The organism is Pseudomonas sp. HMSC065H01, assembly GCF_001815235.1.
Lineage (GTDB): Bacteria > Pseudomonadota > Gammaproteobacteria > Pseudomonadales > Pseudomonadaceae > Pseudomonas > Pseudomonas aeruginosa.
Map to the genome: position 1 here is coordinate 35,482 of NZ_KV819940.1, position 19,216 is coordinate 54,697.

The following is a 19,216-nucleotide window of genomic DNA, read 5'->3' on the forward strand; positions in this document are numbered from 1 at the left end:
TAGCGCTGTCTCGCGACCTGGGCAATCGCCTGAGGCGGCCTGTCCGCCACTGCCCGCGCGGGATTCGACAGACCACAACGACAAGAAGGCGGAGCCAGGCTCGCGCGATTTTTTCCAGGTCGCAAAGACAGCGCTGTCTCACGCTTGAGGTGTTCCATGCATCCACCCCTCCAAGCCCTGGTCATCATGGGTGTCGCCGGTTGCGGCAAGTCCAGCGTCAGCCAGGCCCTCTGCCAGCGCAGCGGCGCCCACGGCATCGAAGGCGACAGCTTCCATCCCGCCGCCAACATCCGCAAGATGAGCGCCGGCATCCCCCTCACCGACGACGACCGCGCCGGCTGGCTGGACACCCTCGCCGAGCAGCTGCGCCAGGCGGTGGCCGCCGGCAAGCTGCCGGTACTGACCTGTTCCGCCCTCAAGCGCGCCTACCGCGACCGGTTGCGCCGCGCGGTGCCCGGCCTCGGCATCGTCTACCTGGAACTGACCCCGGCGGTCGCCGCCGAGCGCGTCGCCCAGCGCCCCGGCCACTTCATGCCGGCGACCCTGATCGACAGCCAGTTCGCCGCCCTCGAGCCGCCGCTCGACGAACCCCTGACCCTGCGCCTGGACGCCACCCTGCCGGTGGAATGCCTGGCGCAGGCCACCCACGCCTGGTGGCTGGAGCACGCCGCCGCCTGAAGTCTTTCGCTTGTCCGACAAAGATAGCGCTACCCCGAAAAGGCGCTTCAATGAAACAGCAACTCCGGTAGAACAACGACAAAAGGAGAGCCCTCCATGTTCGGCATGTCACACGATGCCTACCTGCTCCTCGACGCCCTGGTGACCATCATCGGCCTGATCGTGCTGATCACCCGCTTCAAGGTGCATCCCTTCATCGCCCTGATCATCGCCGCCGGCTTCCTCGGCCTGACCTCGGGGATGCCGGTGGAGAAGATCGTCAAATCCTTCCAGGACGGCTTCGGCGGCGTGCTCGGCTTCGTCGGCGTGATCCTCGCCCTGGGCACCATGCTCGGCAAGCTGATGGCCGATTCCGGCGGCGCCGACCAGATCGCCCGCACCCTGATCCGCGCCTTCGGCAAGGAGCGGGTGCACTGGTCGATGATGCTCGCCGCGTTCCTGGTGGGCATCCCGCTGTTCTTCGAGATCGGCTTCATCCTGCTGATCCCGCTGGTGTTCATCGTCGCCCGGCGCAGCGGCGTGTCCCTGATCAAGATCGGCATCCCGTTGCTCGCCGGCCTTTCCGCGGTGCACGGTCTGGTGCCGCCGCATCCCGGCCCGCTGCTGGCGATCGGCGTGTTCGGCGCCGACATCGGCAAGACCATCCTCTACGGCCTGATCGTCGCCCTGCCCACCGCCGCCATCGCCGGCCCGCTGTTCGGCGCGCTGGTCTCGCGCTACATACCCGGCACGCCATCGGCGGAACTGGTCGAGCAGATCGCCCACGAGCCCGAGACCCAGGACCTGCCCAGCTTCGGCGTGACCCTGGCGACCGTGCTGCTGCCGGTGTTCCTGATGCTGCTGAAGACCTTCGCCGACGTCGCCTTCCCCGATGGCCACGCGTTCCGCGCCTGGATGGACATGATCGGCCATCCGATCAGCGCCCTGCTCCTGGCCCTGCTGGTGGCGCTCTATACCTTCGGCTACGCCCGTGGCTTCGACTCGAAGAAGATCCTCAGGCTGCTCGACCAGAGCCTGGCACCGACCGCCGCCATCGTGATGATCATCGGCGCCGGCGGCGGCTTCAAGCAGATGCTGGTGGCCAGCGGGGTCGGCGACGTCATCGGCCATCTCGCGGTGAACGCGCAGATCTCGCCGATCCTGCTGGCCTGGCTGGTGGCCGCGGTGATCCGCATCGCCACCGGCTCGGCCACCGTCGCCACCATCACCGGGGCCGGCATCGTGGTGCCGGTGATCGACCTGATTCCCGGCGTCAACCGCGAGTTGCTGGTGCTCGCCACCGGCGCCGGCTCGCTGATCCTCTCCCATGTCAACGACGCCGGGTTCTGGCTGGTCAAGCAGTACTTCAACATGAGCGTCAGCGAGACCTTCAAGACCTGGACCGCGATGGAGACCATCCTCTCCGTGGTCGGCCTGGTCTTCATCCTGTTGCTGTCGCTGGTGCTCTGAGCACCAGCCCGACCGGAGCTCAGCCATGACCGAACCAATGCAACGCCCCGACCACGAAGCCTCGCGCTGGCCGCGCGACTTCGATATCCGCCAGCGCTATGCCGAGCAGCAGGAACTGCTTGAGCCACCCCCGGCGCGGCCCCGCGAAGAGCCTACCGCCGACGCCTGAAGCCAGCCGGCGCCATGCCTTTGCTCCCGCCCCCACGAAGCGGGAGCAAAGGCTGATTTCCGGCAAGGGCGCGACGGTTTTCCTGCTGAAACGATTTACCTTCGATCCGGACCGCGCTACAACAGTCCCACGCCTTTCATCCACGTCATTCGAGGACCCGCCATGACCGCCCCGCTCCACCTCGATTCGCTGTTTCCCAGCCTCGACGCCATTCCCGAGCAGTACCGCCCCGACGCCCCCATCGAGCAGCGCGACTACCTGGTCGACGGCCAACTGCGATATTGGGACGGCCCGCTGGCGCCGGTACGCAGCCCGGTATTCCTCGCCGAGGCCGACGGCGAGCGCCAGGTGATCCTCGGCAGCACCCCGCTGCTCGACGCCGACGCCGCGCTCGCCGCGCTCGACGCCGCGGTGCGGGCCTACGACCACGGCCAGGGCCTGTGGCCGAACCTGCGGGTGGCCGAGCGCATCCAGCACGTCGAACGCTTCCTGGCGCGGATGCGCGAGCAACGCGAGGCGGTGGTCAAGCTGCTGATGTGGGAAATCGGCAAGAACCTCAAGGACTCCGAGAAAGAGTTCGACCGCACCTGCGACTACATCGTCGATACCATCGAAGCGCTGAAGGAACTCGACCGCCGCTCCAGCCGTTTCGAACTGGAACAGGGCACCCTCGGCCAGATCCGCCGGGTTCCGCTGGGCGTGGCGCTGTGCATGGGGCCGTACAACTACCCGCTGAACGAAACCTTCACCACCCTGATCCCGGCGCTGATCATGGGCAATACGGTGGTGTTCAAGCCGGCCAAGTTCGGCGTGCTGCTGATCCGCCCGTTGCTGGAAGCCTTCCGCGACAGCTTCCCGCCAGGAGTGATCAACGTCATCTACGGGCGCGGCCGGGAAACCGTGTCGGCGCTGATGGCCAGCGGCAAGGTCGACGTGTTCGCCTTCATCGGCACCCATTCCGGCGCCAGCGACCTGAAGAAGCTGCACCCCCGCCCGCACCGCCTGCGCGCCGCCCTCGGCCTGGACGCGAAGAACCCGGGTATCGTCCTGCCGCAGGTCGACCTGGACAACGCGGTGAACGAGGCGGTCACCGGCGCGCTGTCCTTCAACGGCCAGCGCTGCACCGCGCTGAAGATCCTGTTCGTCCACGAAAGCGTGCTGCGACCGTTCCTCGACAAGTTCAGCGCGCGCCTGGCCAGCCTCAAGCCGGGCATGCCGTGGGAACCGGGAGTGGCGCTGACGCCGCTGCCGGAGCCGGGCAAGGTCGACTACCTCGAAGGCCTGCTGAACGACGCCCTGGCCAAGGGCGCACGAGTGGTCAATGCGGGCGGCGGCGAGCATCGGCAAAGTTTCTTCTACCCCGCTCTGCTGAGTCCGGTGAGCCCGGACATGCGCCTCTACCACGAGGAGCAGTTCGGTCCGCTGGTGCCGGTGGTGCCCTATCGCGAGCTGGACGAGGTGATCGACTACGTCCTGCGCTCCGACTACGGCCAGCAGTTGAGCCTGTTCGGCAACGACCCGGCGCAGATCGGCCGGCTGGTCGACGCCTTCGCCAACCAGGTCGGCCGGATCAACGTCAACGCCCAGTGCCAGCGCGGCCCGGACAGCTACCCGTTCAACGGCCGGAAGAATTCGGCGGAAGGCACCCTGTCGGTCCATGACGCGCTGCGGGTGTTCTCCATCCGCACCCTGGTGGCGACCCGCGACACCGAGGCGAACAAGACCCTGGTCAGCGAGATCATCCGCAACCGCGCGTCGAACTTCCTCACCACCGACTACATCTTCTGAAGCGCCTGTCCCTCTCCCGCCGGGAGAGGGACCTGCCGCCACCTCCCCCACTGTCCGCCAGGCAGCAGCCGCGCAACAGGCTGCCGCCCCGGCAACACCTCCTGCTCGCGCGAACCCGCGCAACCAGTGGCCTGCGCGGGTCGGCACAGGCTGTGCAACGGCCCGGACTCCAGGGTAGCCGTCGACCGGACGGCCCCGCTGCCTACCAGGAGTCCGCATGAACGCCCGCGTCCATCCCGAAGCCACCGCCGCCAGTCTCTCCGAAGGCGCCGACTACGAACTGCTCGCCCAGCGTTTCCGACCGATCTTCGCGCGCATCGCCGAAGGCGCCGTCGAGCGCGAACGGCAACGCGAACTGCCCCACGAGGCGATCGCCTGGCTCAAGCAGGCCGGCTTCGGCGCCGTGCGCGTGCCGCGCGAGCACGGCGGCGCCGGCGCCTCGCTGCCGCAGTTGGTTCAGTTGCTGATCGAACTGGCCGAGGCCGACTCCAACATCACCCAGGCCCTGCGCGGCCACTTCGCCTTCGTCGAGGACCGTCTCAATGCCGAGCCCGGCCCTGGCCGCGACCGTTGGCTGCGGCGCTTCGTCGAGGGCGACCTGGTCGGCTGCGCCTGGACCGAGGTCGGTTCGGTACGGCTGGGCGAAGTGCTCACCCGCGTCTCGCGCAAGGACGACGGTCGCTGGGTGGTGAACGGCAGCAAGTACTACAGCACCGGCAGCCTCTTCTCCGACTGGATCGATCTGTATGCCCAGCGCGACGACACCGGCGCCGACGTGATCGCGGCGATCCGCACCGACCAGCCCGGCGTGCGCCAGAGCGACGACTGGGACGGCTTCGGCCAGCGCACCACCGGCAGCGGCACGTCGCTGTTCGAGGACGCCGAGGTGGAGGAAGAGAACCTCATCGACTTCGCCAGCCGCTTCAAGTACCAGACCGCGTTCTACCAGTTGGTCCTGCTCGCGGTGCTGGCCGGCACCGGCCGCGCCGCCTTGCGCGACGTCGCCGCCGAGGTGCGCGGGCGGACCCGTATCTACAGCCACGGCAATGCCCCGCGAGTCAGCCAGGATCCCCAGGTGCAGCAGGTGGTCGGGCGCATCGCCGCGCGCGTCTACGCCGCCGAGGCGGCCACCCTGCGCGCCGCCGAAGCGGCCCAGCGCGCCTACCTGGCGCGCTTCGTAGGCGACCCGCAGGCGGAGAAGGAGGCCAATATCGCCGCCGAGATCGAATCGGCCAAGGCCCAGGCGATCGTCGCCGAACTGGTGTTGCAGGCCACCAGCGAGCTGTTCGACGCCAGCGGCGCTTCCGCCGTCGGCCGCGGCAAGCAGCTCGACCGCCACTGGCGCAATGCGCGCACCGCCGCCTCGCACAATCCCCTGATCTACAAGCAACGGATCGTCGGCGACTGGGAGATCAACGGCAGCGAGCCGCCCTACGTCTGGCAGATCGGCAGCGGTCCGGCCACGGCGTCCCGCTGAACCTCGCCCATCCCATCGCAAGGAGTTGCCATGAGCGCACTGGAAAAGAACGCCGCCGATCCCTATCGGCAACCGCTGCCACGGACCCCGGCCCGGCGCATCACCGACGACGCCGAGGCGATCCGCGTCGCCCGCGAACTGGCCGGGCTGTTCGCCGAGGAAGCCTCGCTGCGCGACCGCCAGCGCCGGCTGCCGGTGGCCGAACTGGAAGCCTTCTCGCAGAGCGGCCTATGGGGCATCAGCGTACCGCGCGCCTACGGCGGCGCCGAGGTCGGCTACCGGACCCTGGCCGAAGTACTGAAGACCATCGCCGCGGTAGACCCGTCCCTGGCGCAGTTGCCGCAGAACCACCTGGCGGTGCTCGACCATTTGCGCCTGGACGGCAGCGAGGAGCAGAAACGCTTCTTCTACGGCCTGGTGCTAGACGGCGTGCGCTTCGGCAACGCCTTCTCCGAACGCCACAGCCGTACCGTCGCCGAATTCCAGACACGAGTGCTGGCGGATGGCGACGGGTTCCGCATCGACGGCCGCAAGTTCTATTCGAGCGGCGCCCTGCTCGCCCACTGGGTACCGGCCGTCGGCCTCGACGCCGAGCAGCGCGCGCACCTGGCGTTCATCCCGCGCGACGCGCCGGGGCTGACGGTGATCGACGACTGGTCCGGCTTCGGCCAGCGCACCACCGCCAGCGGCACCGTCATCCTGGACAACGTGCGGGTGCCGGCCGAGCACGTCATCCCGGTGCACCGCGCCTTCGACCGCCCCACCGCCGCCGGCGCCGTATCGCAGTTCATCCAGGCCGCCATCGACGCCGGCATCGCCCGTGGCATCCTCGCCGAGACCGTGCAGCAGGTGCGCCGCCACGCGCGGCCATGGATAGACGCCAACCAGCAGCATGCCTGGGAAGACCCCTACACCATCCAGCAGGTCGGCGACCTGCGCATCCGCGTGCGCGCCGCGGAAGCCGTGCTCGACCTGGCGGCCGACGCCATCGAAGCGGCGCTCGCCGCCCCCGACGAGGAGAGCGTGGCCGCCGCCTCGATCGCGGTGGCCGAGGCCAAGGTGCTCACCACCGAAGCCGCCCTGCTCGCCGCCAACCGGCTGTTCGAACTGGCCGGCACGCGCTCGACCCTGGAGGAACTCAATCTCGACCGCCACTGGCGCAACGCCCGCACCCACACCCTGCATGACCCGGTGCGCTGGAAATACCATGCCATCGGCAACTACCAGTTGAATGGGGTGAAGCCACCGCGGCACGCCTGGCTCTAGGAGCCGTCCCGGGCCCTGGGGCGGATATCGCCACTGGCGTCATCCGCCGTCCGCCCAGGTCAGGCCGGCAGCGCGTTGCGCCCGGCCTCCTTCTCCCAGAGGGCCCGCAGGTCGCGATAGCCGGCCGCCGGATGGGAATCCGGCAGCCGCGGGCCGTCGCCGAACAACTTCTCGCGCAGGGTTCCCGGCGCATATTCGGTCTTGTACACCCCGCGCTTCTGCAACTCCGGCACCAGCAATTCGACCACGTCGCTGAAGGTTTCGTGGGCCAGCGCATAGGCCAGGTTGAAGCCATCCACGTCGGTGTCCTCCACCCACTCCTGCAACAGGTCGGCGACGGTCGCCGGGCTGCCGACGAACAGCGGTCCGAAGCCGCCGATACCGACCCAGTCGGCCAGCTCGCGGACCGTCCAGGTGCGCGTCGGATCGGCGCTGGAAAACGCTTCCACCGCCGATTGGATCGCATTGGTGTGGATGTGCCGCAGCACCTGGTCCGGCCGATACTGGCCGAAGTCGATCCCGGTCCAGCCGGAGATCAGCGCCAGGGCCCCTTCGTAGCTGACGAAGGCGCGGTATTCGTCGAACTTGGCCCTGGCCTTGGCGTCGGTTTCGCCCAGCACCACCGTCTGCAGGTTGAACACCAGTACCTTGCGCGGATCGCGGCCGGCCTCGGCGACGCGCTGGCGGATGTCGGCGACCGCCTGCTTGAGCACGGTCTTCGATGGCGCGGCGACGAACACGCACTCGGCGTGCTCGGCGGCGAAGCGCTTGCCACGACTCGACGCGCCGGCCTGGTAGAGCACCGGCGTGCGCTGCGGCGACGGTTCGCAGAGATGGATGCCGGGTACCTGGAAGTGCTCGCCGACATGGCGGATCTCGTGAATCTTGCCCGGGTCGCTGAAGATCCTTCGGCGACGGTCGCGGAGCACCGCGCCGTCCTCCCAACTGCCTTCGAAGAGCTTGTAGAGCACCTGTAGGTATTCGTCGGCATAGTCGTAGCGGCGGTCGTGGTCGAGCTGGGCCTGCTGGCCGAGGTTGCGCGCGCCGCTTTCCAGGTAGGAGGTCACTACGTTCCAGCCGATCCGGCCCTTGGTCAGGTGGTCCAGGGTCGAGAGTCGGCGGGCGAAGGGATAGGGATGCTCGAAGGACAGCGAGGCGGTCAGGCCGAAGCCCAGGTGGCGAGTCACCGCGGCCATCGGCGTGATCAGCGCCAGCGGGTCGTTCACCGGTACCTGGGCGGCCTGGCGGATCGCCGCGTCGCCATTGCCGTCGAGCACATCGTAGATGCCCAGCACGTCGGCGATGAACAGTCCGTCGAAACGGCCGCGTTCGAGCAACCGCGCCAGGTCGGTCCAGTACTCCAGGTCCTTGTACTGCGAGGAGCGGTCGCGCGGATGCGCCCAGAGGCCGGGCGACTGGTGGCCGACACAGTTCATTTCGAAGGCGTTGAGACGGATTTCGCGCGGCATGGGGACTCCTTGGCTTGCCTGTGCATCCGGCACCCCGTGCACAGCCCGTGCCGGGCCGCGGGGCCGCGCCGGACAAGGCCTGGGTGGCAACCCCCTGTCGCTGTGCGGGCGCAACTGCTGGGCAAGTGTTGGTGGATCAACACATTCGCCCGCCCCACCCGAGCCCCGAATCCCGTAGGGCGAATAGCGCCCTGGCGCTATCCGCCAGCGCACCGGAACCCCGGCCGGCGGATAGCCGCGAGCGGCTATTCGCCCTACCCGAGCATCCCCATTACCCGTAGGGCGAATAGCGCCCCAGCGCTATCCGCCAGCGCACCGGTACCTCGTCCTACCCGAGCGCCCCGTGCGCCCAGCGCCGGTAGAGTCCGCGCGCCGCCGCGTCGAGCAGGTAGCCGAGCAGGCCGATCAGCAGCACCATCGCCATCAGCTCGGAGTACGCCAGGCGGTCGCGGGTGTCGAGGATGTAGTAGCCGAGCCCGGCGCTGACGCCAAGCATCTCGCAGGGCACCAGGACGATCCAGAGGATGCCGATGGCCAGGCGCACGCCGGTCAGCACATGGCCGAGGATGCCCGGCAGGATCACCCGGCGCAGGGTTTCCCAGGGCGTGGCGGCGAGGCTGCGGCTCAGTTGCAGCCAGCGCGGGTCGAGCTGGCGCACGCCGGCGGCGGTATTCAGCAGGATCGGCCAGAGCGCGGCGAAGGCCAGCAGGAAATAGATCGGCTGGTCGCCCACGCCCATCAGCATCACCGCGATGGGCATCCACGACAGCGGCGAGATCATCCGCAGGAACTGGAACGCCGGAGTGGTCGCCGCTTCCAGGTTGCGCGAGGCGCCCACCAGCAGCCCCAGCGGCACTCCCACCAGCAGCGCCAGGAACAAGCCCAGCAGGACCCGTTTCAGGCTCACCAGCACGTGCTCGTAGAGTTCGCGGCGTTCCAGCAGTTCACCCAGGCTGAGCAACGTCGCCTGCGGCGAGAAGCGTGCCGAAAGGCCGTCGGCGGCGCCGAACAGGGCCACGCCGAGCCACCACAGGGCGAACAGCGTCAACAGCCCGGCGACGCCTAGCGCGCCCTGGCGCAGCGTCTGCCTCACGGGCTGATCTCCTCGCTGCGCTGGAAGCCCTCGGCGAGGCCGAACGCCTGCAGCCCGCCGACCTCTGCCAGGGCCTGGCGGACGAAGCGGTCGTCCACCAGGTCACTGGCCACCTGGCGCGGATCGAGGCTGGCGAGGAAGGCATTATTGCCTTCGATCAGGGTGTCCTTCAGCCGCCGCACCAGTTCCTCGGTATAGCTCGGATAGGGATAGGGCTGGAAGTCGATGCGCCGCTCCTGCCAGTCGGCGTGGCGGATCGCGCCGCTGGCGAGATAGGCCTGCTGCTCCTCGGCGCCCGGCGCCAGCACCCGGCCGAGGACCTCCGGTGCGTGCGGCGTGTAGCGGTTGGCTCCGGCCTTGGACAGCAACTGTGCGGCCTCGGCGCGGTGCCCGCGAGTCCATAGCTGGGCCTTGACGATGGCGTTGACCACCTTTTGCGACCACTGCGGCCGCCGCTCCAGGTCGTGTTCGTGCATGAACACCACGCAGCAGGCGTGGTTGCGCCAGACATCGCCGGTGAAGCGCTGTACCCGGCCGACCTTGAGGTTCTCCGCCAGGGCGTTGAACGGCTCGGCGACGATGTAGCCGTGGATGCGCTTGCTGGCCAGCGCCGGTGGCATGTCCGAAGGCGGCAGCACCACCAGGTTGACCTCGTCGGCGGCCAGCGCCGCGCCCACCGCACGGCTCACCGCGCGCAGGCCGTTGTCGCGCAGCAGTTGCTGCAACACCACGTTGTGGATCGAGTACCAGAACGGGATCGCCACGCTCTTGCCGCCGAGCTGGCGCACGTCGGCGATCTCCGGAGCCACCGTGAGCCCCGAGCCGCCGACGTGGTTCCAGGCCACCACCTTGGCCGGCACCTTGCTGCCGTAGCGGGCCCAGACGGTCATCGGCGACAGCAGGTGGATGACGTTGACCTGGCCGGAGATGAACGCCTCGATCACCTGCGCCCAGCTACGCAACAGCACCGGCCGTTCGGCCTGGATGCCCTCGGCCTCGAACAGGCCGTTGGCATGGGCCACCAGCAAGGGCGTGGCGTCGGTGATCGGCAGGTAGCCGATGCGCACCGGCGCGTCGGGTTCGGCGGCGGCACGCGCCTGCAGGCTGCTCAGCAGCGGCAACGCGCCGGCAGCGCTGAGCAGCGCGGCGAGCTTGAGGATGTCACGTCGGGAATGGGTCGGGTCGTCCAGGCACATGGGAGGCCTCCGGCTGAGCGATGGGATGGGCATGGGTGCGGCTCGCCCGCCGTAGGGTTTTCAGGATCTCGATGCGCAACGCGCCCAGTTCCTCGACCAGCTCCGCGCGTGGCTGCGGCAGGTCGATGCGCCACTCGCCGAGGGTCCGCGCCGGGCTGTCACCCAGTAGCAGGATGCGTTCGGAGAGCAGCAGGGCCTCGTCGATATCGTGGGTGATCAGGACCACGGCGGTGCCGCGCTCGTGGATCGCCCGCAGCAGCAGCTGCTGCATGTCGGCGCGGGTCACTTCGTCCAGCGCGCCGAAAGGTTCGTCGAGCAGCAGCACCTTCGGCTGCCGCGCCAGGCAGCGGGCCAGCGCGGTGCGCTGGGCCATGCCGCCGGAGAGTTGCGCCGGGTAGCGGGCACGGGCGTGCTCCAGGCCGACCGCGGCGATCGCCTGGTCGACGCGGGCCTGGCGGGTGGCCGCGTCGAGGTGCGGCTGGCGGGCGAAATCGAGGCCGAAGGCGACGTTCTTCTCCAGGTTCAGCCAGGGCAGCAGGCTGGGGTCCTGGAACGCCACCGCGACGCCCGGATGCGGTCCGCGCAGGGGCTCGCCGAGTACCCGCACGCTGCCGGCGGCCGGCTCCTGCAGGCCGGCCAGCACGCGCAGCAGGCTGGACTTGCCGACGCCGCTGGGACCGAGGATCGAGACCACCTCGCCGGCGCCCAGGCGCAATTCGAAATCGCCGAGCACCGCCTGCCAGCCGGCACCGCGCGGATAGCCGAGGGCGATCCCGCGAGCGTCGAGGAGCGCCTCGCTCATGCCTTGGCCTCGGCCTGGCGTTGCAGTTCGGCGCGCAGTTGCACCAGGCTCGGCGTAACGATCGGGACGAACGCCGACTCGCGCCAGCGGCGGGCGAAACCGGCGCCGTGCTCGCTCAGGTAGGCCTTGCCGCCGCTGGCCTGCAACTCCAGTTGCACGGCATTGGCGGCGGCTTCGGCGAGCCCGATGCGGATGCGGAACAGGCGTGCCGGCTGGCTGGCGAACTCGCCGCTGGCCAGTCCGGCGTGCAGCGCCGCCACGTGTCCGTCGAGGGTTTCGCGCTGTGCCGCCAGCTCGCCATCCAGCAGCGAACGACTGCCGCCCAGGTGCCGCTGCACTTCGTCCAGTGCGCGGCGCGCCAGGCCGATGGCCATGCCGCATTGCAGGCCGAGGAAGGCCGGGCGCACCCGTGGCAGGAACTGCCGGGCGTCGTCGTGCAACAGCCAGTCGCGCCCGACCGCCACCGCGCGCAGATCGAGGGCGGCGGTGTTGCTGCATTGCAGGCCGAGCAGGCGCAGGTCCGCCGAGCGCTGTAAGCCGGCGAGGCCTTCGGGAATCGCCAGGACGAAGGGCTTGCCGCCCTCCCCGTGTTCGATCGCCGCCGCCACCACGAAATCGCCGCTGCGCAGGTTGGTCACCCACGGCAGGCGACCGTCCAGGCGCCAGCCGGCCTCCTCCGCGTGCGCCACCACCTGCAGCGCCTCGATCCCGGAAAGGAACTTCATCGCGTTGGACAGCCCGGTGGCGCCGGCCAGGCGGCCGGCCAGCAGGTCGCCGAGCAGGCGTTGGCGCAGTTCCTGGTTGGGACTCTGCAACAGGTACTCGATGAAGGCGCGCTGGCCCCAGAAGACGAACGCCGCGGTCAGCGAGCGCGCCGCCACCGCGGCCACCCGCTCCACCGCGTCGGCGAGCGTGCCGCCGGCGCCGCCGAGGCGTTCCTCCACCGCCACGCCGAGCACGCCGGCTGCGGCCAGGCGCGGCAGCAGCGCGGCGGGATCGGCGTCGCCGCGGTCGAGGGCGTCGGCCTGGCGGTCGAGCCAGTCGCTCAGGGTCGGGTCAAGCATGGTCGTCACTCCTTGCGCCGGCGCGGCATGCCGCCCGGCAAGCGCAGGCTCAGGCCTGCGGGTTGGTCCAGCGATATTGCTCCAGCTCGGCATTGAGCGGCGTGCGGGCGAACACGTTGGCGAAGTTGCAGAGCGTCGCCAGGCTCACCCCGAGGATCACTTCCAGGGCCTGGGCCTGGTCGAAACCGGCGGCGCGGAAGGCTTCGAACTGCTCGTCGGTGACCGCACCGCGGCTGGCGATCACCGCGCGGGTGAAGTCGGCCAGGGCTTCGTAGCGGGCATCGGGCAGTTCGCCGCGGGCGCGCAGGGCCTCGATCACCGGCTCCGGCAGGCGCGCCTTGTTGCGCGCCACCGCGGTGTGCCCGGCAACGCAGAAGTCGCAGCCATGGGTGGTGGCCGCCACCAGTTGCACCACTTCCCGCTCGGGCAGGCCGAGGCTGGCCTTGGCGTTCAGCCCGGACACGGTGAGGTAGGTTTCCAGGGCGGCCGGCGCATTGGCCAGCACGCCGAGCAGATTCGGGATATAACCCGAGTTGTTCAGCGCGGTCTGGAGGAACGGACGCGCCGCCTCGGGGGCGTTTTCCAGGGTGAGCACGGGAACGCGTGACATGCTTTCGACTCCGGTGGTTGAGGTGTCGAAGAAGTCTCTTGGTAATAAGAAATCCATTCAATATTCTAAAGTCGCTATCACTTGCTCTTGAGTCTTTCCCTTAGATGAATTCGTCCAACCCCCTTGTCGATTGGTTATTAGACAGCCTCGAAGTCGACACCAGCCTGTTCCATGTCGGTCGCTACTGCGGCGGCTGGCATGCCTCCACCCACGGTCTGGCGCGTGCCAGCTTCCACCTGGTGGTGCAGGGACACTGCTGGGCGCACGTCGCCGGAAGCGCCCGGGGCTGGCGACTGGACAGCGGCGACGCGCTGTTCTTCCTGCGCGACGTCGAGTTCCGCCTGTCCAGCGAGGCCACCGCCGAGGCAGCGCGCTGCCAGCCGCGTGGCGAAATGCAGGCGCTGGAGTGGAACGCGGCGGACGGTGCCGGCCTGGTCTGCGGGTTCTTCCACTTCCATTCGGGATTGTCCGGGCTGATCGTCGACGCCCTGCCCGACTGGCTGATCCTGCGCGCCGGCGATCCGGCGCTGGACGCGGCGCGACGCCTGTTCGCCCTGATCGTCGACGAGTGCCGCCGCCAGCCGGCGCCGTCGCCGGTTCTGCTGGAGCGCCTCAGCCACCTGCTGTTCCTCTACGTGTTGCGCCAGCAGGTGCTCGACAACCCGACCCTCGGCGGCCTGGTGGCACTGGCACGCCAGCCGCAGTTCGCCGGCCTGCTGGAAGCGCTGATCGAGGCACCCGAACAGCCCTGGAGCCTGGAACAGATGGCCGAACGCACCGGACTCTCGCGCTCGGCCTTCTTCAAGCGCTTCAACGAACTCAGCGGTCAGTCGCCGGGGCAGGTCCTGCTGGCCCTGCGCATGCACCGCGCCTGCGCCCTGCTGCGCGCCGACGCCAGCGTCGCCGAGGTCGCGGCGGCGGTCGGCTACCAGTCCACCGCCGCCTTCACCCGTGCCTTCCACAAGGCCACCGGACAGCAGCCGGGGGCCTATCGCAAGGCCAGCCGCTGATCACCAGAGACCGATCGGTACCAGGCGCCCGCCTTCCGGCTCGCCGTAGCGGAACGCCTGGCCGCGCAGGTCGATCTCCGCGTTGCTGATGGTAGTCCGCCGCTTCAGCCCGCGCAGCCAGTCGAACAGCATCCCGGCATGGGCCTCGCGCACCGCCGCATGCGCCGGGTCGGCGCCGAGGTCGCGCAATTCGCCGGGGTCGCTGGCAAGGTCGAACAGTTGGGCGCGGAAGCCGTCGTAGGCGATGTACTTCCAGCGCTCGCTGCGCACCATGTACATGCGGCAGGCATCGATGGGTCGGCCCAGGCGCTCCCGCGCCGGCGCCTGGAAGGCGTAGTCGTACTCGGCGATGGCGTAGCGGCGCCAGTCCGCCGGCGGCGCGCCATGGACGAAGGGCAGCAGCGAACGGCCCTCGATGCGATGGCTGGCGGGCTCGACGGCGAAGGCTTCGAGGATGCTCGGCAGTACGTCGATGGACTGCACCAGCGCCTCCTCCACCCGGCCGCGGGTGGCGTCCGCCTCGGGGCGCGGATCGCGGATCAGCAACGGCACGCCCACCGCCGACTCGAGGAGGAACTCCTTCTCGCCCAGACCGTGGTCGCCGAGGAAATCGCCATGGTCACTGGTGAAGACGATCAGGGTATCGTCCCAGCGCCCGCTGGCGCGCATGTGCTGGAAGAGCCGGCCGAGCTGGTCGTCGACCTGGCGGATCAGCCCCATGTAGGTAGGTATCACCTGCCGGCGCACGTCTTCGCGGGAGAAATTGAGGCTCTCGCGATGTTCGCGGAAGGCGCGGTACACCGGGTGGTCGCTTTCTTCGCCGGGCGCCGCGCGTAGCGCCGGGAGCACCTGGTCGGCGCGGTACAGCGCGTGGTACGGCGCCGGCGCGATGTAGGGCCAGTGCGGCTTGATGTAGGACAGGTGCAGGCACCAGGGACGCTCGCCCTGCTCGTCGATGAAATCCATGGCGCGACGGGTGGTATAGGCGGTCTCGCTGTGCGCCTCCGGCAAGCGTGTCGGCAATCCGGCATGGCGCATCCGCCAGCCGCTGAGGATTTCCCCGTCGGCGCCGGCGGCGGCGTTGGCCCAGTCGTGCCAGGGGTTGTCGCCGGTGAAGCCGAGGCGCCGCAGGTAGTGGGTGTAGGGCGCGCGTTCGCGCTTGTCGGCGAAGGCCGGGTCATCCGGGTAGACCCCATCATTGCGGTCGTAGGGCTCGAAGCCGGCTTCGGCGAGGGCCGCGCCGCGCGCGCTGGCCGGATCGATGCCGAGCCGCCGCATGCCTTCCAGGTTGGCCGTGGCGTGGGTCTTGCCGACCAGCGCGGTGCGGACTCCCGCGGCGCGCAGGTAGTCGCCCAGGGTCAGCTCCTCCAGCGGCAGCGGCACCGCGTTCCAGGCCACCTGGTGGCTGCTGACGTAGCGCCCGGTGTACGAGGACATCCGCGACGGCCCGCAGATGGTGCCCTGGGTATAGGCACGGGCGAAGCGCACGCCCTCCGCGGCCAGGCGGTCGATGTTCGGCGTGTGCAGATAGGGATGGCCGTAGCAGGACAGGTAATCGCGACGCAGTTGGTCGCACATGATGTAGAGGACGTTGCGGATCGGCTTGGGCTGGCTCATGACGGCTCGCGAAAAGGAAACGACGCTTCATTTCGCGGTCCGCCGCGTCCGGCGGCAAGCGCATTCGGAACATAGTTGGCATGCGTGCGACGCAATTCAGGTGGCGTCGTCGACCCGCTTCAGTTCGTCGATCATCGCCTCCGCCAGCGGCGACAGGCTGTAGCCGGCGCGGCTGACGATGCCGTAGCGGGTATGCAGTTCGTCGAGGTCGTCGGGCAGCTCGCGCACCCGCAGCGGACGCAGGCCTCCCTGTCCCGGCGGCGCCAGGTCGCCGAGGCCGCTGCTGATGCCGATGGCATCCGAGGCGAGAACCACGCCGAGCAGGCTATGGCCGTTCTCGCACTCGATGGCCGGGCGGAAGTCGGGACGCCCGCTGAGGTCCACCAGCACCTTGCGGATGTTCGGCGGGCTGATGTTGGTCGCCAGCGGGAAGCTCAACAGCTCCTCGGCGGAAACGCTCTCGCGAGCGGCCAGCGGATGCCCCTCGCGGCAGCAGAAATGCCAGCGCCGGGGACGCAGGCGCGAGGTCCGGTATTGCGGGTCGGCCTCGAAATGCCGGGTGTCGGCGACGAAGAACTCGAACTCCTCGGCCTGCAGGCGGCGGTTCAGCGCCTGCCAGTGTTCGACCTGGAAACTCACCCGCGCCTTCGGATAACGCACGTTGAAGCGCCCCACCGCACGCGGCACCAGCCAGGTGGCGGGAGCCGGTCCGGCGCCGAAGCGCAGTTCGCCGGCCTCCAGGCCGTTGAACAGGGCGATCTCGTTGGCCAGGTTGTGCGCGCCGCTGACCAGCCGGCGCGCATGTTCGAGGACGATCAGGCCCTGCTTGGTCGGACGTAGGTCCTTGGCCGCGCGGTCCACCAGGCGGCAGCCAGCGCTGTGTTCGAGCGCCTGGATGCTGCGGCTGAAGGCCGATTGCGAAAGGTTAACCGCCAGCGCCGCGGCGACGAAGCTGCGGTGCTCGTGAAGGGCGATGAAGTGGCGGAGCTGGCGGAGATCGATATGCATTTTCTACATGGAAAATATCGGGCGAATGCAATTGCCGGGGACGGCGTGGGCTTTTTATAAAGGCAATCTCTTATTCCGTAAAAGCAATATAAAACATAAATAAATAACCATACGGAATTAGCAGTCACCCCTTCATCCAGGACCCACACATGAATCGCCGACCCGCGTACCGCTCCATCCCGTCGTCCCGCAGCGCACCGTTCCGCCGTCGCCTGCTGCCCCTGTCGATCTGCCTGGCCTGCGCCGGAGGGGCGCAACTGGCCGGCGCCGACGACACCCCCGCGGGCACCGAAGAGGCGCGCCAGGCGCAGCCGGCCACCACCCTGCAGACCGTCACGGTGACCTCGCGGCGACGGGTGGAAAACTCCCAGGATGTGCCCACCGCGATGAGCGTGCTCGGCGGCGAAACCCTGGAGAGCCAGCGCATCTACCGGGTGCAGGACCTGCAGCAACTGGTGCCGAGCACCAACGTCGCCTACGTCCACGCGCGCCAGTCCAGCGTGTCGATCCGCGGCCTCGGCAACAACCCGGCCAGCGACGGCCTGGAAGGCAGCGTCGGGCTGTACCTCGACAACGTCTACCTCGGCCGCCCCGGCATGGCCTCGTTCGACCTTCTCGACATCGAGCAGCTGGAGGTCTTGCGCGGCCCGCAGGGCACCCTGTTCGGCAAGAACACCACGGCCGGGGTGATCAACATCGGCACCCGTGCGCCGAGCTTCACTCCGGAGCGCAGCGTTGAGATATCCGGCGGCGAGGACGGCTACTTCCAGGCCAGGGGCACGATTTCCGGACCGCTCGGCGAGACCCTCGCCGGGCGCCTGTCGGCCTACCGCACCCGCGACGACGGCTACGTGAAGAACCTCCACGACGGCAACACCCTCAACGGCGGCGCACGCCAGGGTTTCCGCGGGCAGTTGCTGTTCAAGCCGAACGACGACTTCAGCCTGCGCTGGATCGGCGACTACAACGAGGAAGACTCCGACAATGGTGTCCTTACCCTGTTCAGCAGCGGCCCCACGGTGAACGGCGTGAACCGCTACGAACAGCGCGCCGCCGCGGCCGGCGCGACGCTGGTGGACGGCCATCGGCGCAAGGTCAACTTCGACTCGGACCAGCAGGTCACGGTGTTCCAGGGCGGAACCTCGGTGGAAGCCAACTGGAAGCTGGCCAACGACTTCACCCTCACTTCCATCAGCGCCTACCGCTGGTGGGATTTCACGCCGCGCAACGACGACGGCCTGGACGTACCGGCGGCCTATAACGCCGGAGTCTCGGTGCGCGACAAGCAGTGGTCGCAGGAAATCCGCCTGGCTTCGCCCAGCGGCGGCTTCTTCGACTACGTGCTCGGCGCCTACTACTTCGGCCAGGACCTCGACAACAAGTCCTTCACCGACTACGGGCCCAGGGCAGACATCTGGAACGGAACCCCCGCCGGCGCCCTGAGCGACGTCAGCACCCGCGGTCGCGGGCACATCGACACCGACAGCTACGCGCTGTTCGCCCAGGGCACCTGGCACCTAACCGAGCGCCTGGACCTCACCGCCGGCGTGCGCGGCACCTACGAGGAAAAGTCCGCCTGGGTCGAACGCTACGCCCCGCTCGGCGGCGCCGCGGTGAGCGGCGCGGCGGCGGCCGCGCGCAACGGCAGGGTCGGCGCCTACGACAGCGGCGACATCGGCCTGCACAGCGTCAGTCCGTCCGCTCTGCTCAGCCTCAGCTACCGCTTCAGCGACCAGGTTCTGGGCTACGCCTCGCTGTCCCACGGCGAGAAATCCGGCGGCGTCAACCTGACCGTGGCCAGCGCTCCCAGCGCCGGTGCCGACTCGCTGCTGATTGGCACCGAGCGCGCCAACGATGCCGAGCTGGGGTTGAAGACCACCCTCCTCGACAACCGCCTGATCCTCAACGGCAACCTGTTCTGGACCGTGGTCCACGGCTACCAGGCCAATGCCTACGACGAGGCCAACCGCACCCAGTACCTGACCAATGCCGGCGACGTGCGCTCGCGCGGCCTGGAGTTCGAAGCGACGGCCCTGCCGATCCGCGGCCTGACCCTGAATTTCAATGCGTCCTACAACGACGTTCGCTACCTGTCCTACAAGAACGCTCCGTGCGCCCCCGAGGTGGCCTTCCAGACCGGCGCCCCGGCGTCCTGCGACCTCAGCGGGCACCAGGTGGTCGGTGCCTCGAAGTACATCGCCAACCTCAATGGCGAGTATCGCTGGAAGCTCGACGATGGCCTGGAGCCCTACCTCACCGCCAGCTACGCGTTCCGCTCCAGGGCGGTGGGCACCATCGACGATTCCACATACGGACAGATCCCCAGCTACGCCCTGGTCAACGCCTCCGCCGGCCTGCGCGGCGACTACGGGGACGGCCAGTGGGACCTGTCCCTGTGGCTGAAGAACGCTTTCGACAAGACCTACTTCACCAGCCTCTGGAATTCCGCCAACGGCGGCTACGCCGGCGTGCTCGGCACGCCGCGCACCCTGGGCGTGACCGCCCGCTACGACTTCTGAA

General features: G+C 68.9%; 16 protein-coding genes. 8 read left to right on the forward strand and 8 right to left on the reverse strand.

The window, feature by feature from the left end; all coding sequences use genetic code 11:
* Positions 1-156 precede the first annotated feature (156 nt).
* The 6 genes from HMPREF3014_RS32310 (at position 157) to HMPREF3014_RS32330 (ending at position 6,827) form a co-directional block, all read left to right on the forward strand.
* Complete coding sequence (locus HMPREF3014_RS32310; RefSeq protein ID WP_019484977.1) at positions 157-678, forward strand: gluconokinase, GntK/IdnK-type; 522 nt, start codon at positions 157-159, stop codon at positions 676-678.
* A 96-nt stretch (positions 679-774) separates the two neighbouring features.
* Entirely contained in the window at positions 775-2,127 is a 1,353-nt protein-coding gene (locus tag HMPREF3014_RS32315) for a GntP family permease (RefSeq protein ID WP_003107128.1), read from the forward strand.
* A 25-nt stretch (positions 2,128-2,152) separates the two neighbouring features.
* A complete protein-coding gene (locus tag HMPREF3014_RS34725; RefSeq protein WP_003089416.1) occupies positions 2,153-2,296 on the forward strand; it encodes a hypothetical protein in 144 nt (47 codons plus the stop codon).
* Between the two features lie 162 nt (positions 2,297-2,458).
* Entirely contained in the window at positions 2,459-4,084 is a 1,626-nt protein-coding gene (locus HMPREF3014_RS32320; RefSeq protein WP_023087503.1) for an NADP-dependent glyceraldehyde-3-phosphate dehydrogenase, read from the forward strand.
* Positions 4,085-4,301: 217 nt separating this feature from the next.
* Positions 4,302-5,561, forward strand: a complete 1,260-nt coding sequence (locus HMPREF3014_RS32325) for an acyl-CoA dehydrogenase family protein (protein WP_003117845.1) — start codon at positions 4,302-4,304, stop codon at positions 5,559-5,561.
* A gap of 30 nt (positions 5,562-5,591) precedes the next feature.
* On the forward strand, positions 5,592-6,827 hold the full coding sequence (locus HMPREF3014_RS32330; RefSeq protein ID WP_003111381.1) for an SfnB family sulfur acquisition oxidoreductase: 1,236 nt from the start codon (positions 5,592-5,594) through the stop codon (positions 6,825-6,827).
* 59 nt (positions 6,828-6,886) lie between these two features.
* Here the strand turns inward: HMPREF3014_RS32330 and HMPREF3014_RS32335 are convergent, their stop codons facing one another.
* From HMPREF3014_RS32335 to HMPREF3014_RS32360, 6 genes are all read right to left on the reverse strand, one after another.
* Entirely contained in the window at positions 6,887-8,296 is a 1,410-nt protein-coding gene (locus HMPREF3014_RS32335) for an LLM class flavin-dependent oxidoreductase (RefSeq protein ID WP_003107490.1), read from the reverse strand.
* Positions 8,297-8,624: 328 nt separating this feature from the next.
* Complete coding sequence (locus tag HMPREF3014_RS32340) at positions 8,625-9,389, reverse strand: ABC transporter permease (protein ID WP_003107734.1); 765 nt, start codon at positions 9,387-9,389, stop codon at positions 8,625-8,627.
* The gene (locus HMPREF3014_RS32345; RefSeq protein ID WP_003122715.1) at positions 9,386-10,585 is read right to left on the reverse strand and encodes an ABC transporter substrate-binding protein; all 1,200 of its coding nucleotides are present in this window, start codon (positions 10,583-10,585) and stop codon (positions 9,386-9,388) included. Before HMPREF3014_RS32345 ends, HMPREF3014_RS32340 begins: the two co-directional genes overlap by 4 nt.
* Positions 10,551-11,387: an ABC transporter ATP-binding protein gene (locus HMPREF3014_RS32350; protein WP_003115101.1), complete on the reverse strand. Its 837-nt coding sequence runs from the start codon at positions 11,385-11,387 to the stop codon at positions 10,551-10,553. The genes HMPREF3014_RS32345 and HMPREF3014_RS32350 overlap by 35 nt, the downstream gene beginning before the upstream one ends.
* Entirely contained in the window at positions 11,384-12,451 is a 1,068-nt protein-coding gene (locus HMPREF3014_RS32355; RefSeq protein ID WP_003117847.1) for an acyl-CoA dehydrogenase family protein, read from the reverse strand. Before HMPREF3014_RS32355 ends, HMPREF3014_RS32350 begins: the two co-directional genes overlap by 4 nt.
* A gap of 49 nt (positions 12,452-12,500) precedes the next feature.
* A complete protein-coding gene (locus HMPREF3014_RS32360) occupies positions 12,501-13,061 on the reverse strand; it encodes a carboxymuconolactone decarboxylase family protein (protein WP_003089433.1) in 561 nt (186 codons plus the stop codon).
* Positions 13,062-13,165: 104 nt separating this feature from the next.
* Here HMPREF3014_RS32360 and HMPREF3014_RS32365 point away from each other — a divergent pair, with 104 nt between their 5' ends.
* Positions 13,166-14,071: an AraC family transcriptional regulator gene (locus tag HMPREF3014_RS32365; protein ID WP_003089436.1), complete on the forward strand. Its 906-nt coding sequence runs from the start codon at positions 13,166-13,168 to the stop codon at positions 14,069-14,071.
* On the opposite strand, the gene HMPREF3014_RS32370 is transcribed toward HMPREF3014_RS32365, so the two are convergent.
* Together HMPREF3014_RS32370 and HMPREF3014_RS32375 are read right to left on the reverse strand one after the other, a co-directional pair.
* Positions 14,072-15,688, reverse strand: coding sequence for an alkaline phosphatase family protein (locus HMPREF3014_RS32370; protein ID WP_003114996.1), 1,617 nt, complete (start codon positions 15,686-15,688; stop codon positions 14,072-14,074).
* A gap of 96 nt (positions 15,689-15,784) precedes the next feature.
* Entirely contained in the window at positions 15,785-16,696 is a 912-nt protein-coding gene (locus tag HMPREF3014_RS32375; RefSeq protein ID WP_003105356.1) for a LysR family transcriptional regulator, read from the reverse strand.
* Positions 16,697-16,845: 149 nt separating this feature from the next.
* On the opposite strand from HMPREF3014_RS32375, the gene HMPREF3014_RS32380 reads away from it, so the two are divergent.
* Complete coding sequence (locus tag HMPREF3014_RS32380; protein WP_023087502.1) at positions 16,846-19,215, forward strand: TonB-dependent receptor; 2,370 nt, start codon at positions 16,846-16,848, stop codon at positions 19,213-19,215.
* Position 19,216: the final 1 nt, after the last annotated feature.

Bases quoted from the DNA above. Each gene is read 5' to 3' on its own strand.
- HMPREF3014_RS32310 (WP_019484977.1), top strand. From the start codon at position 157: ATGCATCCACCCCTCCAAGCCCTGGTCATCATGGGTGTCGCCGGTTGC.
- HMPREF3014_RS32315 (WP_003107128.1), top strand. From the start codon at position 775: ATGTTCGGCATGTCACACGATGCCTACCTGCTCCTCGACGCCCTGGTG.
- HMPREF3014_RS34725 (WP_003089416.1), top strand. From the start codon at position 2,153: ATGACCGAACCAATGCAACGCCCCGACCACGAAGCCTCGCGCTGGCCG.
- HMPREF3014_RS32320 (WP_023087503.1), top strand. From the start codon at position 2,459: ATGACCGCCCCGCTCCACCTCGATTCGCTGTTTCCCAGCCTCGACGCC.
- HMPREF3014_RS32325 (WP_003117845.1), top strand. From the start codon at position 4,302: ATGAACGCCCGCGTCCATCCCGAAGCCACCGCCGCCAGTCTCTCCGAA.
- HMPREF3014_RS32330 (WP_003111381.1), top strand. From the start codon at position 5,592: ATGAGCGCACTGGAAAAGAACGCCGCCGATCCCTATCGGCAACCGCTG.
- HMPREF3014_RS32335 (WP_003107490.1), bottom strand. From the start codon at position 8,296: ATGCCGCGCGAAATCCGTCTCAACGCCTTCGAAATGAACTGTGTCGGC.
- HMPREF3014_RS32345 (WP_003122715.1), bottom strand. From the start codon at position 10,585: ATGTGCCTGGACGACCCGACCCATTCCCGACGTGACATCCTCAAGCTC.
- HMPREF3014_RS32350 (WP_003115101.1), bottom strand. From the start codon at position 11,387: ATGAGCGAGGCGCTCCTCGACGCTCGCGGGATCGCCCTCGGCTATCCG.
- HMPREF3014_RS32355 (WP_003117847.1), bottom strand. From the start codon at position 12,451: ATGCTTGACCCGACCCTGAGCGACTGGCTCGACCGCCAGGCCGACGCC.
- HMPREF3014_RS32360 (WP_003089433.1), bottom strand. From the start codon at position 13,061: ATGTCACGCGTTCCCGTGCTCACCCTGGAAAACGCCCCCGAGGCGGCG.
- HMPREF3014_RS32365 (WP_003089436.1), top strand. From the start codon at position 13,166: ATGAATTCGTCCAACCCCCTTGTCGATTGGTTATTAGACAGCCTCGAA.
- HMPREF3014_RS32370 (WP_003114996.1), bottom strand. From the start codon at position 15,688: ATGAGCCAGCCCAAGCCGATCCGCAACGTCCTCTACATCATGTGCGAC.
- HMPREF3014_RS32375 (WP_003105356.1), bottom strand. From the start codon at position 16,696: ATGCATATCGATCTCCGCCAGCTCCGCCACTTCATCGCCCTTCACGAG.
- HMPREF3014_RS32380 (WP_023087502.1), top strand. From the start codon at position 16,846: ATGAATCGCCGACCCGCGTACCGCTCCATCCCGTCGTCCCGCAGCGCA.